The 16,265-nt window shown below is 40.4% G+C and carries 15 protein-coding genes and 2 pseudogenes; 10 read left to right on the forward strand and 7 right to left on the reverse strand.

The genetic code is table 11. The features are described from left to right. Positions 1 to 70: 70 nt before the first annotated feature. The 5 genes from SORDD05_RS01695 to SORDD05_RS01715 form a co-directional block, all read right to left on the reverse strand. Positions 71 to 280 (reverse strand): DUF4649 family protein, encoded by a 210-nt coding sequence (locus SORDD05_RS01695; protein ID WP_009013988.1) that lies wholly within the window; start codon positions 278 to 280, stop codon positions 71 to 73. Positions 281 to 286: 6 nt separating this feature from the next. Continuing rightward, positions 287 to 634, reverse strand: coding sequence for a DUF1831 domain-containing protein (locus tag SORDD05_RS01700; protein ID WP_061416811.1), 348 nt, complete (start codon positions 632 to 634; stop codon positions 287 to 289). Between the two features lie 4 nt (positions 635 to 638). Further along, the gene (locus SORDD05_RS01705) at positions 639 to 1,754 is read right to left on the reverse strand and encodes a cysteine desulfurase family protein (protein WP_061416812.1); all 1,116 of its coding nucleotides are present in this window, start codon (positions 1,752 to 1,754) and stop codon (positions 639 to 641) included. Positions 1,755 to 1,763: 9 nt separating this feature from the next. Continuing rightward, positions 1,764 to 2,723, reverse strand: a complete 960-nt coding sequence (locus tag SORDD05_RS01710; protein WP_061416813.1) for a ribose-phosphate diphosphokinase — start codon at positions 2,721 to 2,723, stop codon at positions 1,764 to 1,766. A gap of 67 nt (positions 2,724 to 2,790) precedes the next feature. After that, positions 2,791 to 3,360 (reverse strand): CYTH domain-containing protein, encoded by a 570-nt coding sequence (locus tag SORDD05_RS01715; protein WP_061416814.1) that lies wholly within the window; start codon positions 3,358 to 3,360, stop codon positions 2,791 to 2,793. 128 nt (positions 3,361 to 3,488) lie between these two features. Between SORDD05_RS01715 and SORDD05_RS01720 the strand changes: the two genes are divergently transcribed. From SORDD05_RS01720 to SORDD05_RS01755, 8 genes and pseudogenes are all read left to right on the forward strand, one after another. Then, positions 3,489 to 4,160 (forward strand): GTP diphosphokinase, encoded by a 672-nt coding sequence (locus tag SORDD05_RS01720; protein WP_061416815.1) that lies wholly within the window; start codon positions 3,489 to 3,491, stop codon positions 4,158 to 4,160. Then, on the forward strand, positions 4,144 to 4,962 hold the full coding sequence (locus SORDD05_RS01725) for an NAD kinase (RefSeq protein WP_061416816.1): 819 nt from the start codon (positions 4,144 to 4,146) through the stop codon (positions 4,960 to 4,962). The genes SORDD05_RS01720 and SORDD05_RS01725 overlap by 17 nt, the downstream gene beginning before the upstream one ends. Beyond that, positions 4,959 to 5,855 carry an RluA family pseudouridine synthase gene (locus tag SORDD05_RS01730; protein WP_061416817.1) on the forward strand — a complete coding sequence of 299 codons (897 nt, stop codon included), beginning with the start codon at positions 4,959 to 4,961 and terminating at the stop codon, positions 5,853 to 5,855. Before SORDD05_RS01725 ends, SORDD05_RS01730 begins: the two co-directional genes overlap by 4 nt. A 43-nt stretch (positions 5,856 to 5,898) precedes the next feature. Continuing rightward, positions 5,899 to 6,873 (forward strand): phosphate acetyltransferase, encoded by a 975-nt coding sequence (gene pta / locus SORDD05_RS01735; RefSeq protein WP_061416818.1) that lies wholly within the window; start codon positions 5,899 to 5,901, stop codon positions 6,871 to 6,873. Positions 6,874 to 6,957: 84 nt separating this feature from the next. Continuing rightward, on the forward strand, positions 6,958 to 8,136 hold the full coding sequence (mutY, locus tag SORDD05_RS01740; protein ID WP_061416819.1) for an A/G-specific adenine glycosylase: 1,179 nt from the start codon (positions 6,958 to 6,960) through the stop codon (positions 8,134 to 8,136). Between the two features lie 56 nt (positions 8,137 to 8,192). After that, positions 8,193 to 8,900, forward strand: a complete 708-nt coding sequence (yycF, locus tag SORDD05_RS01745) for a response regulator YycF (RefSeq protein WP_061416820.1) — start codon at positions 8,193 to 8,195, stop codon at positions 8,898 to 8,900. After that, complete coding sequence (gene vicK / locus SORDD05_RS01750) at positions 8,893 to 10,242, forward strand: cell wall metabolism sensor histidine kinase VicK (RefSeq protein WP_061416821.1); 1,350 nt, start codon at positions 8,893 to 8,895, stop codon at positions 10,240 to 10,242. Before yycF ends, vicK begins: the two co-directional genes overlap by 8 nt. A 1-nt stretch (position 10,243) precedes the next feature. Then, a pseudogene (locus tag SORDD05_RS01755) lies at positions 10,244 to 11,052 on the forward strand (MBL fold metallo-hydrolase). Between the two features lie 32 nt (positions 11,053 to 11,084). On the opposite strand, the gene SORDD05_RS01760 reads toward SORDD05_RS01755, so the two are convergent. Further along, positions 11,085 to 11,432 carry a DUF6568 family protein gene (locus SORDD05_RS01760; RefSeq protein ID WP_061416822.1) on the reverse strand — a complete coding sequence of 116 codons (348 nt, stop codon included), beginning with the start codon at positions 11,430 to 11,432 and terminating at the stop codon, positions 11,085 to 11,087. A gap of 110 nt (positions 11,433 to 11,542) precedes the next feature. Further along, entirely contained in the window at positions 11,543 to 13,261 is a 1,719-nt protein-coding gene (locus tag SORDD05_RS01765) for a phospho-sugar mutase (protein ID WP_061416823.1), read from the reverse strand. Positions 13,262 to 13,415: 154 nt separating this feature from the next. On the opposite strand from SORDD05_RS01765, the gene SORDD05_RS01770 reads away from it, so the two are divergent. Next, positions 13,416 to 15,317 carry an ABC-F family ATP-binding cassette domain-containing protein gene (locus SORDD05_RS01770; RefSeq protein WP_061416824.1) on the forward strand — a complete coding sequence of 634 codons (1,902 nt, stop codon included), beginning with the start codon at positions 13,416 to 13,418 and terminating at the stop codon, positions 15,315 to 15,317. A 12-nt stretch (positions 15,318 to 15,329) separates the two neighbouring features. Beyond that, positions 15,330 to 16,265, forward strand: a pseudogene (locus SORDD05_RS10095) (DUF2971 domain-containing protein); the annotation flags it as partial.

Genomic DNA, 16,265 nt, shown 5'->3' on the forward strand with positions numbered 1-16,265 from the left:
TTCTTCTATTTTATAGAAACATTGTGAAAAAATCAACAAAAACAAGAAAAAACTAAGAGAATTCTTAGTTTTAATCTGAAAAATTAGTTTGTGATAAAAAACGGTAGAGATCGCCAACTAATCCTTGATAAATCACTTTATCATTCAGTGTTAAGGAGCTGATTAGGAGAGTGTCGGGCAGGGTGACACAGCCTGATAGTGATAGCATAAGCTCTTCGTAATCGGAAAATTCAAGTGTGCGTTCTACTTGATAGCTATCTTTATATGTGAGACGATACATAGCAAACTATCTTTCTTCTTTAGTGAAGATACCGCGTTCTACTAAACTGTCCATGAGGAAGTAGAATTTCTCTTGGTGGATATGGTGTTTTTCAGATTTAAAGATATTGACCAAACGAAGACCTGATTTGTCAGTGATATTAATTTTAACACCTGTAAGCTCTTTGTTGATGATAATTTTTAGTAGGAAGCCTTCACCACTATTAGGAACTTTTTCAAGTAGACGAGTCAGTTCGTAGTTTCCGACTTTTGTTTCAAAGAAAGTATTGTCTTTTAGTGTAAACTTTTTTACAGTTGGACTAAGTGTATAGTCGTAGCGGCAGTTTTGTAGTTTAATGGTTTTTTCGAATGCCATTAGATTAATCTCCAATAATATTTTTTAAGGTTTGTGCCAGTTGTTTCAGTTCCTCATCAGTATTAAGAGGGGACAGACTGATACGGACAGACTCTTTTAAACGATGCGAATCAGGCCCATAAAGAGCTTCGAGGACATGGCTAGTCTGCACAACACCGGCAGTACAAGCTGAACCAGTTGAGATTGAAATTCCTTCCAGGTCTAACCGAAGCAAGAGTAAGTCATTTTTTTGACCAGGGAAGCCGATATTGAAAACATAAGGCAGTTGATCTTGACCTTCATTGAGATAGAAGTCGAGTTCCGCAATTTCATCAAGAAAAGCAGATTTTAATCCCTCTAGTTTTTGGTAATGGTCAGCCTGATGCTCCAAGTCTTCTTTGAGAGCAGCAACCATACCGACGATGGCAGCAAGGTTTTCTGTTCCAGCCCGTTTCTTTTGTTCTTGGTCTCCACCGTGAAGGTAGGAATCAAAGTCCGCGGAAGAAGTATAAAGAAAGCCGATTCCTTTTGGTCCATGGAACTTGTGTGCAGAAGCGCTAAGGAAATCAATTCCTAATTCTTTTGGATGGATAGGGATTTTCCCGATAGCTTGAACAGCATCAACATGATAAGCAGCAGGATGGTCTTTTAAAACACGTCCAATCTCAGCAATTGGCAAGAGACTGCCCGTTTCATTATTGGCATACATAGTAGAAACTAGGATGGTATCGTCACGTAAGGCTTCTTGAATCTGCCCCGCTGTAATCTCTTGATTTACTGGTTGGACGATTGTTGCTTCAAAGCCAAAATGTTGAACTAGGTAATCGATAGTCTCAAGCACGGAATGGTGTTCAATAGCTGTCGTGATGATATGTTTTCCACGATTTTGATGACGGAGACAATAGCCGATAATAGCGGTATTGTTACTTTCTGTACCGCCAGATGTGAAAAAGATTCGTTGTGGCTTGGTTCCAAGTAAGTGAGCCAACTCCTGACGGGCTTCACGGAGCAGTTTACCAGCATGGCGGCCATGACTGTGAATACTTGAAGGATTCCCATGGGTTTCCTGCATGACCTTGGTCATTTCTGCGATAGCTACTGCTGACATTGGAGTAGTGGCAGCATTGTCCAAATAAATCAAAGAATCACCTTATTCCTTTTTATTATATGCAAAGAGTGGGCTAACTGGTTTTCTTTCGTGGATACGGACGATGGCATCACCAATCAATTCGCTAGCGGTAATGTAGCACACATTTTTCGGAGTTCTTTCTTTGGTTGCTACAGAGTCTGTCACAAGGATTTCTTTGATGTTAGTAGCATCAAGAAGGTCAGCAGCGCCTTCTACAAAGAGTCCGTGACTAGATACGGCATAAATCTCAGTAGCACCTCCGCGTTCGACGATTTTTGCTGCTTCTGAGAAAGTACGTCCAGTATTTAGGATATCATCAATCAAGATGGCCTTCTTGCCTTCAACATCACCGATGATATAACCTTGGCTACGCTCTGAATCGTCTTGAGCATAGTCGATGATTGCGATTGGTGCATCTAAATATTCAGCTAAGCTGCGGGCACGTTTGACGCCAGAGTTTTTTGGACTTACAACAACGACATCTGATCCCAGCAACCCTTTATCGCTGTAGTGTTTAGCAAAGAGAGGAATTGTATAGAGGTTATCTACCGGAATGTCAAAGAAACCTTGAACCTGAACAGCGTGCAAATCAAGAGTTAGAACACGACTTACACCAGCCTTGACAAGCATATTGGCAACTAGTTTTGCAGTGAGGGGTTCGCGAGAAGAAGCGATACGATCCTGACGAGCATAACCAAAGTAAGGAAGGACAACGTTGATACTATGAGCACTTGCACGTACGCAAGCATCGACCATGATTAACAACTCCATCAAGTGGTTGCTAACGGGGTAGCTGGTTGATTGGATGATGTAGACATCATAACCACGAACGCTCTCTTCAATGTTGACTTGGATTTCTCCATCAGAAAATTGGCGAGAAGATAATTTCCCGAGAGGTACCCCAACCGTTTCTGCGATTTTTTGTGCAATTTCATGATTGGAATTAAGTGCAAAAAGTTTCATGTTGTTTCTATCTGACATTATAGACCGTCCTCTGTAAACTCTAAATATTTTATCTCCATTATTTTACCAGAAAATGGAGATTATTTCAGCATTTTTTCATGCTTTTAATAAAACGAATTAATTTTGAAGGAGCTTTCTGATAAGTGATCTGATTTTCTTCTAAGAATTTCTGAAAATCGGCTTTCCCTTTTTCATGGTCTGTGACTTCAAGCTCGAGTTCATAGTCTGTCTGATCAAAGTAGTGACTTTCATCTAGTGCCATTAGACCAATCGGCGTTTCCATTTCGTAACGAAGAGTTGAAAGACAACCCAGAACAAACCAGTCATGGCTTTCAATACCAATTTTAGCGAGCTTCTCTAAAACGAGCCCTTGAGGTAGTTTTTGTTTTTCTAAGTATGATTCAGCTTCTGGAAGATTCAGTTTCTGATTGTATTCCATATTTCCTACAGTTTGTGGCACCTTCAAGGTCAACTCCGCCCAATCTGAAAAGATACGAATGCGCATGGCAACCTTTTTTTCACGCAATTGGAAATCAGGTGTATCAATGTAGTAGTTTTTCTGTAGGACGGGTTGGATATGGGAAAACTGTTCTTTTAAATGATCGTAATCCTCTTTTTTCAGTAGTGTTTTCAGTTCAATTTCTAAATGTTTCATTTTTCTAACCTTTTTTTTATCTTTGAAAGCGATTTATGGTATAATGGACAATGTATTTATTGTATATGATTGTAGTGAAAAAATCAAAAATTTTCAACAACACAATCACATACCAAAAGGGAGAAAATATGACCATAGAATGGGAAGAATTTTTAGATCCTTACATTCAAGCTGTTGGTGAATTGAAGATTAAACTTCGTGGGATTCGCAAACAGTATCGTAAACAAAACAAGCATTCTCCGATTGAGTTTGTTACTGGACGGGTGAAGCCGATTGAAAGTATTAAGGAAAAAATGAATCGCAGAGGGATTGGCTACGATACTTTGGAACATGACTTACAGGATATCGCGGGTTTGCGGGTCATGGTGCAGTTCGTTGATGATGTTCAGGAAGTTGTTGCGATTTTACGCAAACGCCATGATATGAGAGTAGTACAGGAACGTGACTACATCACGCATCGGAAGGCTTCGGGCTATCGCTCCTATCATGTGGTGGTAGAGTATACAGTTGACACCATCAGTGGTGTTAAGACGATTCTGGCTGAAATTCAAATCCGGACTTTAGCCATGAATTTTTGGGCTACGATTGAACATTCACTCAATTATAAGTACCAGGGGGATTTTCCAGAGGAAATCAAGAAAAGACTGGAAATCACGGCAAAAATAGCCCATCAACTGGACGAAGAAATGGGTAAAATTCGTGACGATATCCAAGAAGCTCAGGCGCTTTTTGATCCTTTGAGTAGAAAACTAAACGATGGTGTAGGAAATAGTGACGATACAGATGAAGAATACAGGTAAGCGAGTTGACCTCATAGCAAATAGAAAACCGCAGAGTCAGAAGGTTTTGTACGAACTGAGGGAAAAACTGAAGAAACAACATTTTATACTGAACGATACCAATCCCGACATCGTCATTTCGATTGGTGGAGATGGCATGCTTTTGTCAGCTTTTCACAAGTATGAGAATCAGTTAGACAAGGTTCGTTTTGTAGGTGTTCATACAGGGCATTTGGGATTTTACACAGATTATCGCGATTTTGAGTTGGATAAGTTGGTGACCAATCTCCTGCTAGATACTGGTGCCAAAGTTTCCTACCCTGTTTTGAATGTCAGGGTGACACTTGAAAACGGAGAAGTTAAGACCTTCCGTGCATTAAACGAAGCCAGCATCCGTCGATCGGATCGCACCATGGTTGCGGATATCATTATTAACCACGTTCCGTTTGAGCGATTTCGAGGAGATGGAGTAACTGTTTCAACGCCAACTGGAAGCACTGCCTATAACAAGTCCTTGGGTGGTGCTGTCTTGCATCCTACCATTGAAGCCTTGCAGTTGACTGAAATAGCTAGTCTTAACAACAGAGTCTATCGCACTTTGGGCTCATCAATCATTATTCCTAAAAAGGATAAGATTGAACTTTTGCCGACGCGCAATGATTACCACACGATATCAGTCGATAACAGCGTCTATTCTTTCCGTAACATCGAACGGATTGAGTATCAAATCGACCATCACAAGATTCACTTCGTAGCGACTCCAAGCCACACTAGTTTCTGGAATCGTGTCAAAGATGCCTTCATTGGCGAGGTGGATGAATGAGGTTCGAATTTATCGCAGATGAGCACGTCAAAGTCAAAACATTCCTCAAGAAACATGAGGTTTCTAAGGGACTTTTGGCGAAGATTAAGTTTCGAGGCGGGGCTATTCTGGTCAATGGCCAACCTCAAAATGCGACTTATCTATTGGACATTGGGGACCGAGTTACTATTGATATTCCCGCTGAGGACGGCTTTGAAACCTTGGAGGCCATTGAGCGCCCATTAGACATTCTCTATGAGGATGATCATTTTCTAGTCTTGAATAAACCCTATGGAGTGGCTTCTATTCCTAGTGTAAACCACTCCAATACCATTGCCAATTTTATCAAGGGTTACTATGTCAAGCAAAACTATGAAAATCAGCAGGTTCACATTGTGACTCGGCTTGATAGAGATACTTCTGGATTGATGCTCTTTGCCAAGCACGGCTATGCTCATGCACGTTTAGACAAGCAACTGCAACGAAAGTCTATCGAAAAAAGGTATTTTGCACTGGTTAAAGGAGCTGGTGCCTTGGAGCCAGAAGGGGAGATTATTGCCCCGATTGCGCGTGATGAAGACTCTATTATCACGAGACGAGTTGCCAAAGGTGGGAAATATGCCCATACATCTTATAAAGTTGTAGCGTCTTATGGAAATATTCACTTGGTCGATATTCGCCTGCATACCGGGCGAACTCATCAGATCCGAGTGCATTTTTCTCACATCGGCTTTCCTTTGTTGGGAGACGATCTCTATGGAGGAAGCTTAGACGATGGGATTCAACGCCAAGCTTTGCATTGTCATTATTTATCTTTTTATCATCCTTTTCTAGAGCAAGATTTGCAACTCGAGAGCCCTTTACCGGATGATTTTAATAATCTTATTAATCAGTTATCAACTAATACTCTTTAAAATCTATTTGGAGTATAATTTATTTTCTTAAAGGAGAAAACTCATGGAAGTTTTTGAAAGTCTCAAAGCCAACCTGGTTGGCAAAAATGCTCGTATCGTTCTCCCTGAAGGGGAAGAACCACGTATCCTTCAAGCAACAAAACGCTTGGTAAAAGAAACAGAAGTGATTCCTGTTTTGCTTGGAAACCCTGAAAAAATTAAAATTTATCTTGAAATCGAAGGGATCATGGATGGATATGAAGTGATTGATCCCCAACATTATCCTCAATTCGAAGAAATGGTTGCTGCCTTGGTAGAGCGTCGTAAGGGCAAAATGACTGAAGAAGAAGCACGCAAAGTTTTGGTTGAAGACGTCAACTACTTTGGTGTTATGTTGGTATACTTGGGCTTGGTAGATGGAATGGTATCAGGTGCTATTCACTCAACTGCCTCAACAGTTCGTCCAGCCCTTCAAATCATCAAAACGCGTCCAAATGTTACTCGTACTTCAGGTGCTTTTCTTATGGTGCGTGGTACAGAACGCTACTTGTTTGGTGACTGTGCCCTTAATATCAATCCTGATGCGGAAGCTTTGGCTGAAATTGCTATCAACTCAGCGATTACTGCCAAAATGTTTGGAATTGAACCAAAAATCGCTATGTTGAGTTATTCTACAAAAGGTTCAGGATTTGGTGAAAGCGTTGATAAGGTTGTAGAAGCTACTAAAATTGCTCACGACTTGCGTCCTGATCTTGAAATCGATGGTGAGTTGCAATTTGATGCGGCCTTTGTTCCAGAAACAGCAGCCCTAAAAGCTCCAGGAAGCAGTGTAGCAGGTCAAGCAAATGTCTTCATCTTCCCAGGAATTGAAGCAGGAAATATCGGCTACAAAATAGCTGAACGCCTAGGTGGTTTCGCAGCTATCGGTCCTGTTCTACAAGGATTGAATAAACCAGTCAACGATCTATCACGTGGATGTAACCCAGATGATGTTTACAAATTAACTCTCATCACAGCAGCTCAGGCGATCAATCAATAAGAAATGGAGTCTCTTCCACTAGAGGGAGAGGCTTTTTAGTACTGAGAAAAGGACAGTTAGAAGCTTCTATGTTATACTAGATGTATGTTAGATTTGAAAGAATACGGCGTTGAGATGTGGCCAGAGGAGAAAATCATTTCTTTTCGTGAGAAACTCCTTGACTGGTATGATGAAAACAAGCGAGATCTACCTTGGCGGAGAAGTAAAAATCCTTATCACATTTGGGTATCTGAAATCATGCTTCAGCAGACCAGAGTGGATACAGTCATTCCCTACTATGAACGATTCTTGGACTGGTTTCCAACTGTAGAAAGTTTGGCGAATGCGCCTGAAGAACGTTTGTTGAAGGCTTGGGAGGGATTGGGCTATTACTCCAGAGTTCGTAATATGCAGACTGCAGCCCAGCAGATTATGGCTGACTTTGGAGGGGAATTTCCAAACACCTATGAAGGAATTTCTAGTTTGAAAGGGATTGGTCCCTATACTGCGGGAGCTATTTCCAGTATCGCTTTTAACTTGCCTGAGCCAGCGGTCGATGGCAATGTCATGCGAGTTTTGGCACGTTTGTTTGAGGTTAATCATGATATCGGAGTTCCCAGCAATCGGAAGATTTTCCAAGCTATGATGGAAATCTTGATTGATCCAGAACGGCCAGGTGACTTTAACCAAGCTTTGATGGATTTGGGTTCTGATATAGAGGCTCCAGTTAATCCTCGACCAGAAGAAAGTCCTGTTAAGGAATTTAGCGCAGCGTATCAGAATGGAACTATGGATGTATATCCGATTAAAGAACCCAAGAAAAAGCCTCTCCCAATCTATCTCAAGGCTTTGGTTGTGCGCAATGACCGTGGTCAATATCTTCTTGAGAAAAATGAAAGTGAGAAACTGCTAGCCGGTTTTTGGCATTTCCCCTTGATAGAAGTAGAGAAGTTTTCACAGGAAGAGGAACAGCTGAATCTGTTTGCTCAGGTCGCTGAAAAAAGCGTTACTTTCGGTCCAACACCCCAAGAAAGTTTTGAGCAAGATTATGATTTAGAAGTTGATTGGTCCCATCAAGTATTTGATCAAGTCAAGCATGTATTTAGTCATCGGAAATGGCATATTCAAATCCTAGCGGGTCAGGTGACAGATCCGAAACAATTTGATGACAGAGAAATTCGCTGGGTTTCTCCTCATGAATTTTCTGATTATCCATTTGCTAAACCTCAACAAAAGATTTGGCAGGCTTATAAAACAGTTCTTGAGGATGAGGGCTGGAATTAGCCATTTGTGCCTTCTTTACATTTTTTTGTTATAATAGATAAAGAAAAGGTGAACATATGAAAAAAATATTAGTTGTAGATGATGAGAAACCAATCTCAGATATTATTAAGTTTAATATGACCAAGGAAGGCTATGAGGTTGTAACAGCCTTTAACGGTAGAGAAGCTATCGAGCTATTTGAGGTGGAGCAACCAGATATTATTATCCTGGATTTGATGCTTCCTGAAATCGATGGTTTAGAAGTTGCTAAGACCATTCGTAAGACTAGCAGTGTTCCAATCATTATGCTATCGGCCAAGGATAGCGAGTTTGACAAGGTTATCGGTTTAGAACTTGGGGCAGATGATTATGTGACCAAACCCTTCTCAAATCGTGAGTTGCAAGCGCGTGTGAAGGCCTTGCTCCGTCGTACAGATCTCGCTTCAGCTGATAGTCAAGAGTCTGATGAAAAGAAATCCCAACCCCTGCAGATTGGCGATTTGGAAATTGTCCCAGATGCTTATGTGGCTAAGAAATACGGTGAGGAATTAGAGCTGACTCATCGTGAGTTTGAGCTCTTGTACCACTTGGCTTCCCATATTGGACAAGTCATTACGCGTGAACACTTACTTGAGACTGTTTGGGGTTATGACTATTTTGGTGATGTTCGTACAGTAGACGTGACCATCCGACGTTTGCGTGAAAAAATTGAAGACACTCCAAGCCGTCCAGAATACATCCTAACACGTCGTGGTGTGGGGTACTATATGAGAAATAATGATTGAAGATATTAGACAAACGATTCTGACCAGTGATTTTATCTTTATTTTGATTTTGCTGGGCTTTATCTTGGTGGTCACCTTGCTATTGCTAGAAAATCGCCGTGATAATATTCGACTAAAGCAGATTAATCAAAAGGTCAAGGATTTGATTGCAGGGGATTATTCTCGAGTTTTGGATATGCAGGGAAGTTCTGAAATTACCAACATTACCAATAACCTCAATGATTTGTCTGAGGTTATTCGTTTAACGCAGGAAAATCTGGAGCAAGAAACAAAAAGGCTTAACAGTATTCTTTCTTATATGACAGATGGAGTTCTTGCAACCAATCGTCGTGGTCAGATTACTATGATTAACGATATGGCTAAGAAACAGCTGGGTATCGTAAAAGAAGAAGCATTGAACAAAAGCATTCTAGAATTGCTTAAGATAGAGGAAGAGTATGAACTGCGTGACCTCATTACACAGATTCCCGAATTGATGATTGATTCCCAAAATGCTAATGGAGAATATCTTAGCCTTCGTGTGCGTTTTGCACTCATTCGTCGTGAGTCTGGATTCATCTCTGGTTTGGTTGCCGTTTTGCACGATACGACTGAACAGGAGAAGGAAGAGCGTGAACGGAGACTCTTCGTGTCCAATGTTAGCCATGAGTTGAGGACTCCTTTGACGAGTGTTAAATCTTATCTTGAAGCCTTAGACGAGGGAGCCTTATATGATTCTGTTGCTCCTGATTTTATCAAGGTTTCGCTTGATGAAACCAACCGTATGATGCGGATGGTGACAGATCTCTTGCATCTCTCTCGTATTGATAATGCGACCACTCAATTGGATGTGGAATTGATTAATTTTACAGCCTTCATCACCTTTATCCTCAATCGTTTCGATAAGATGAGGAGCCAGGATGAAGAGAAAAAATATGAGCTGGTTAGAGATTACCCAATCAATTCAGTTTGGATCGAGATTGATACCGATAAAATGACCCAGGTGATTGATAATATTCTCAACAATGCCATCAAGTACTCACCAGATGGTGGGAAAATCACTGTCAGCATGAAAACTACTGATGACCAGATGATTTTATCCATAAAAGACCAAGGTCTAGGTATTCCAAAGCAAGATTTGCCGAAGATTTTTGACCGCTTTTACCGTGTGGATCGTGCAAGAAGTCGTGCTCAAGGTGGAACTGGTCTAGGTCTGGCTATTGCAAAGGAAATCATCAAACAACACAATGGCTTTATTTGGGCCAAAAGTGAATACGGTAAGGGATCAACCTTTACCATCGTGCTCCCTTATGATAAGGATGCCGTAAAAGAAGAAATATGGGAGGACGAAATAGAAGATTAGAATGAGTGAAATAGGCTTTAAATACAGTATTTTAGCATCAGGTTCCAGTGGAAATTCCTTTTATCTGGAAACCCCAAAAAGAAAATCTTAGTGGATGCAGGCTTGTCTGGTAAGAAAATTACCAGTCTCTTGAGTGAAATCAACCGCAAACCTGAGGATCTGGATGCGATTTTGATTACGCATGAGCATTCCGACCATATCCATGGAGTCGGTGTATTGGCTCGTAAGTATGGTATGGATCTTTACGCTAATGAGAAAACTTGGCAAGCTATGGAAAATAGCAAGTACCTCGGTAAGGTTGATTCATCCCAGAAGCACATTTTTGAGATGGGAAAAACCAAAACCTTTGGCGATATCGACATCGAGAGTTTTGGGGTCAGCCACGATGCCGCAGCGCCACAGTTTTACCGCTTTATGAAAGATGACAAGAGTTTTGTCATGTTGACCGATACAGGTTATGTAAGTGACCGTATGGCAGGAATTGTCGAGAATGCTGACGGTTACCTCATCGAGTCCAACCACGATGTGGAGATTTTGCGAGCAGGTTCTTACGCTTGGCGACTCAAACAGCGAATCCTATCTGATCTTGGTCACCTCTCTAACGAAGACGGTGCTGAGGCCATGATTCGTGCAATGGGAAATCGGACTAAGAAAATCTACCTTGGACATTTGTCTAAGGAGAACAATATCAAAGAACTGGCTCATATGACCATGGTCAATCAGCTAGCACAAGCTGATTTGGATGTAGGAGTAGACTTTAAGGTTTACGACACCTCTCCCGATACCGCAACACCACTGACAGATATATAAAAAAGAAGGCGAGTGCCTTCTTTTATTATCTTTTACAATCCTGCAAATTCTTTGATTTCTTGTGCTGACATTGAAGAGTCGCAACGGACATTGATTTGACCATCTGCAACGTGGACAAAGCCTGGAACAGTTGGAATTCCATAACGTGAACGGAATTCTTGCAACTCATTGAGTTGACTTGGTTCTTCACTGTTGATGAAGTAGATGTGTGCTTTAGTTTCAGATAGGACACCTGCCAATGTGCCAGCAAATTTACGACAGTAAGGACAAGTTTTGCGACCGATGAAGAAGGTTGCTGTTTCTTTATTATTGAGTGCTTCTTGGGCACGGGCAACAGTAGTCACTTCAAGGTCTTTAATATCTTCTAAAAACTGATTCATAAGAATACCTCTCTTTTTTTGATAAAACTAGTATGCCACAAAGTTTATAAAATTGCTCGGATTTGATACGAAAAAAAGATGAGATCGTTTTATCTCATCTTTCATCTTGCTTATTTTACAAAGGCATTGATTTCTGCTTCGATGTTGGCGATCTTAGCTTGAGAATCTTCGTTGCTTTGACCCACCACGGCAATGTAGAACTTGATTTTTGGTTCTGTACCTGAAGGGCGAACAGCGATCCAAGAACCATCCGCAAGAGTGTATTTCAAAACATCACTTGGAGGAGTTGTTAAGGCAGTTACAATACCATCAGCAGTAGTAGAAGTTTGTGCCTTGAAGTCTTCTGTGATTGAGATAGCAGTAGCGTTAAATTCTTTCGGACCATTGTCACGGAACTTAGCCATGATTGCTTTGATTTGCTCAGCTCCATCGACACCTGAAAGAGTAACAGAGATGGTCTTTTCAGCATAGTAGCCATACTCTTTGTAAATTTCTTCAATACCGTCAGCGAGTGTCAAACCACGTGAACGATAGTAGGCAGCAAGTTCAGCAACGACAAGAACGGCTTGGATCGCGTCTTTATCACGTACGAATGGTTTGATCAAGTAACCGAAGCTTTCTTCAAATCCCATCATGTAAGTGTGATTGTGTTTTTCTTCGAATTCCTGGATTTTTTCAGCGATGAATTTGAAACCAGTCAAAACGTTGAACATGGTTGCGCCGTAGCTTTCAGCAATCTTCGTTACCAAGTCAGTTGATACGATGGATTTGCAGAGGGCTGCATTTTCAGGAAGAGTTCCAGCATTTTTGTGGGCTTCCAAGATGTATTTAGCCATGATAGCGCCGATTTGGTTACCTGAAAGGTTAAGGTAGCTACCATCTTTTTGAAGGACTTCAACACCAACACGGTCAGCGTCAGGGTCAGTTGCAACAAGAACATCCGCACCAACTTGACGACCAAGCTCTTCAGCAAGGGCGAAAGCTGCTTGGCTTTCTGGGTTTGGAGATTTCACAGTAGAGAAATCAGGGTCTGGAGTTGCTTGCGCTTCAACGACTTGGACAGAGTCAAATCCTGCTTGAGCAAGGGCACGACGAGCCAACATTTCTCCAGTACCATGAAGTGGTGTGTAGATAATCTTCATGTCTTTACCGAATTCTTCAATCAAGGCTGGGTTGATGTTAACATCTTTGACTTCTTTGAGGTATTCAACATCGACAGCTTCGCCGATCACTTCAATCAAGCCAGAAGCTTTTTCAGCTTCGACATCAGCAACTTCGACAGCGAATGGATTTTCGATTGCACGAATATAAGTAGTCAAAGCGTTCGCATCGTGTGGAGGCATTTGACCGCCATCTTCACCATAAACCTTGTAACCGTTAAATGGAGCAGGGTTGTGGCTGGCAGTAATCATGATACCTGCGAAACAGTTGAGGTGACGAACAGCGAATGAAAGTTCTGGAGTTGGACGAAGGCTTTCAAATACATAAGATTTGATACCATGTTTAGCAAGAACTGCAGCAGATTCAAAGGCAAACTCAGGTGAGAAGTGACGACTATCATAGGCAATTGCCACACCACGTTCTTTTTCATTTCCACCTTTTGATTCAATCAAACGAGCCAATCCTTCAGTTGCTTGACGGACAACATAGATATTGATACGATTTGTACCAGCACCGATTAAGCCACGCATACCAGCAGTACCAAATTCAAGATTTGCATAGAAGGCATCTTCCTTTGTTTTTTCATCCATATTTTCCAAATCTTGACGAAGGTAGTCAGGAAGTTCAGCAAAATCGACCCATTTTTGATAATTTTCTTGGTAAGTCATAAAGTGTCTCCTTTTTTGTAAATTCTTTTAATCGCTTTCATTATATCACGATTTATCATTTTAGTAAAACGTTAGCATAACTTTCTGAAAAAGCTTGAAATGAAATGGATCCTATAGTCTTGAACCCCTTAGGGAAACATGCTATACTACCTATATGATTATTTTACAAGCTAATAAAATTGAACGTTCATTTGCAGGAGAGGTTCTTTTTGATAATATCAATCTGCAAGTAGATGAACGAGATCGGATTGCCCTCGTTGGGAAAAATGGTGCAGGTAAGTCTACTCTTTTGAAGATTTTGGTTGGAGAAGAGGAGCCAACCAGTGGAGAAATCAATAAGAAAAAAGATATTTCTCTATCTTACCTAGCCCAAGATAGCCGTTTTGAGTCTGAAAATACCATCTACGATGAAATGCTCCATGTTTTTGATGATCTACGTCGGACTGAGAAGCAACTTCGTCAGATGGAGTTGGAGATGGGTGAAAAGTCTGGTGAGGATTTGGATAAACTGATGGCGGATTATGACCGTTTGTCAGAGAATTTCCGTCAAGCAGGCGGCTTTACCTATGAAGCTGATATCCGTGCTATCTTGAATGGTTTCAAGTTTGATGAATCTATGTGGCAGATGAAAATTGCTGAGCTTTCTGGCGGTCAAAATACTCGTCTGGCACTGGCTAAAATGCTCCTTGAAAAGCCCAATCTCTTGGTCTTGGACGAGCCAACCAACCACTTGGATATTGAAACCATAGCCTGGTTGGAAAATTACTTGATAAACTATAGCGGTGCCCTCATTATTGTCAGCCACGACCGTTACTTCTTAGACAAGGTTGCGACGATTACGCTGGATTTGACCAAACATTCTTTGGATCGCTATGTGGGAAATTACTCTCGTTTCGTTGAACAAAAAGAGCAAAAGCTAGCAACGGAAGCTAAGAACTATGAAAAGCAGCAGAAGGAAATCGCTGCTCTGGAAGACTTTGTCAATCGTAATCTAGTACGAGCTTCGACAACCAAACGTGCCCAATCTCGCCGGAAACAACTGGAAAAAATGGAGCGTTTGGACAAGCCTGAAGCTGGCAAGAAATCAGCCAATATGACTTTCCAGTCTGAAAAAACATCAGGAAATGTCGTTTTGACAGTTGAAAATGCTGCTATTGGCTATGATGGGGAAATATTGTCAGAACCTATCAATCTTGACCTTCGTAAAATGAATGCTGTTGCCATAGTAGGACCAAATGGCATTGGGAAGTCAACCTTTATCAAGTCAATAGTAGACCAGATCCCTTTTATCAAAGGAGAGAAGCGTTTTGGTGCCAATGTTGAGGTCGGCTACTATGACCAGACTCAAAGCAAGTTGACACCAAGTAATACTGTTCTGGATGAACTTTGGAATGATTTTAAACTGACACCAGAAGTTGAAATACGTAACCGTCTTGGCGCTTTCCTCTTCTCAGGGGATGATGTTAAAAAATCAGTTGGAATGCTGTCTGGTGGCGAGAAAGCTCGTTTGCTTCTTGCAAAACTTTCAATGGAAAACAATAACTTCCTGATTCTTGACGAGCCGACCAACCACTTGGACATTGATAGCAAGGAAGTTTTGGAAAATGCCCTGATTGACTTTGATGGAACCCTTCTTTTCGTCAGTCACGACCGTTATTTCATCAACCGTGTAGCCACTCATGTTTTGGAATTGTCCGAGAATGGTTCGACCCTCTATCTAGGAGATTATGACTACTATGTTGAGAAGAAAGCAGAAGTAGAAGCGAGCCAGACAGAGGAAGCTTCAATGAGTAATCAAGCAAAAGAAGCAAGTCCAGCTAATGACTACCAGGCACAAAAAGAAAGTCAAAAAGAAGCCCGCAAGCTCATGCGTCAAATCGAGAGTTTGGAAGTTGAAATCGAAGAGTTAGAAACTCAAAGCCAAGCCATTTCTGAAAAAATGCTGGAAACCAATGATGCTGAAAAACTCATGGAATTGCAGGCTGAACTGGACAAAATCAGCCATCGTCAAGAAGAGGCTATGCTTGAGTGGGAGGAATTATCGGAGCAGGTGTAGAAGGAGTAATAGATGACAGAATATAAATATTTTAACAATGTGTATAAGAAAGTAGCTAACAAAAAGTTTTCAGACAGTATTGTTCTTTTTAAAGATGATTGGAATGACTATAATTATTACATTACTTTTCATGTTTATTACTATGACAAGGATTGTGGTGAAAGCTACATAGGTAGTTATAGAATTTATGAAGCAGAGCTAGAAGAACAAAAGGATATTAACGGAATTAAATCTATTTTTAAATTGACTAAAGCTGATTTTGATAAGAATCAAAAATATTCTTTGGCTTGTAATCTAGAATTTTATCGAAACTTATATGAACTATGTTCAAAAAATTATGATGAATTTCTTACAATACATAATGATTTAACACTTAATGATTTACCAGAAGAAATAAAAGAAAATGAAGGAGTTAAGTTTGCTCTTTTAAGAAATGATGGGGTAACAAATAGTAAAGATATAATTAAATTTAATAAAGCTCTAAAAAAACTAGATTCGAATTTAAATGTTGGGAATTACCTTTTCTCTGATATTATTCCAAAATACTTTGTGGATTTATTAAAGAGTAAAAGATTTACCGAAATTGAACGAGATATTGTAAAAGTAGTCAAGATAAGTCGTTTTAACTATAGTCTATTAAAAAGTTTGGTTGAATCATATATTAAGAATTCAATGGAGGATACCGATGATAAGAAATGCTATAATATTCTGTCTAAGTTGCTTGAACAGACTAATTTTGATCAATTAAAGTCAGAACTAGAAACTATTAAAAATGAATATTTAGAAATAATATCAACTAGCGTTAAGAAAATTAAGGATACATTAAGATACTCTCAGATTACAGCCGTTAATAGTTTTATCCACTACACTTCCTTAAGCACATTAAAATTTTTGCTTTATAAACCTGATAATGAGAAAAATGATTCTAACAAATCTGATGAAAATAAG

Source organism: Streptococcus oralis, from assembly GCF_001578705.1.
GTDB classification, from domain to species: domain Bacteria; phylum Bacillota; class Bacilli; order Lactobacillales; family Streptococcaceae; genus Streptococcus; species Streptococcus oralis_J.

Bases quoted from the DNA above. Each gene is read 5' to 3' on its own strand.
- vicK (WP_061416821.1), top strand. From the start codon at position 8,893: ATGATTGAAGATATTAGACAAACGATTCTGACCAGTGATTTTATCTTT.
- SORDD05_RS01710 (WP_061416813.1), bottom strand. From the start codon at position 2,723: ATGTCAGATAGAAACAACATGAAACTTTTTGCACTTAATTCCAATCAT.
- pta (WP_061416818.1), top strand. From the start codon at position 5,899: ATGGAAGTTTTTGAAAGTCTCAAAGCCAACCTGGTTGGCAAAAATGCT.
- SORDD05_RS01700 (WP_061416811.1), bottom strand. From the start codon at position 634: ATGGCATTCGAAAAAACCATTAAACTACAAAACTGCCGCTACGACTAT.
- yycF (WP_061416820.1), top strand. From the start codon at position 8,193: ATGAAAAAAATATTAGTTGTAGATGATGAGAAACCAATCTCAGATATT.
- SORDD05_RS01695 (WP_009013988.1), bottom strand. From the start codon at position 280: ATGTATCGTCTCACATATAAAGATAGCTATCAAGTAGAACGCACACTT.
- SORDD05_RS01730 (WP_061416817.1), top strand. From the start codon at position 4,959: ATGAGGTTCGAATTTATCGCAGATGAGCACGTCAAAGTCAAAACATTC.
- SORDD05_RS01715 (WP_061416814.1), bottom strand. From the start codon at position 3,360: ATGAAACATTTAGAAATTGAACTGAAAACACTACTGAAAAAAGAGGAT.
- SORDD05_RS01760 (WP_061416822.1), bottom strand. From the start codon at position 11,432: ATGAATCAGTTTTTAGAAGATATTAAAGACCTTGAAGTGACTACTGTT.
- SORDD05_RS01770 (WP_061416824.1), top strand. From the start codon at position 13,416: ATGATTATTTTACAAGCTAATAAAATTGAACGTTCATTTGCAGGAGAG.
- SORDD05_RS01725 (WP_061416816.1), top strand. From the start codon at position 4,144: ATGAAGAATACAGGTAAGCGAGTTGACCTCATAGCAAATAGAAAACCG.
- SORDD05_RS01720 (WP_061416815.1), top strand. From the start codon at position 3,489: ATGACCATAGAATGGGAAGAATTTTTAGATCCTTACATTCAAGCTGTT.
- SORDD05_RS01765 (WP_061416823.1), bottom strand. From the start codon at position 13,261: ATGACTTACCAAGAAAATTATCAAAAATGGGTCGATTTTGCTGAACTT.
- mutY (WP_061416819.1), top strand. From the start codon at position 6,958: ATGTTAGATTTGAAAGAATACGGCGTTGAGATGTGGCCAGAGGAGAAA.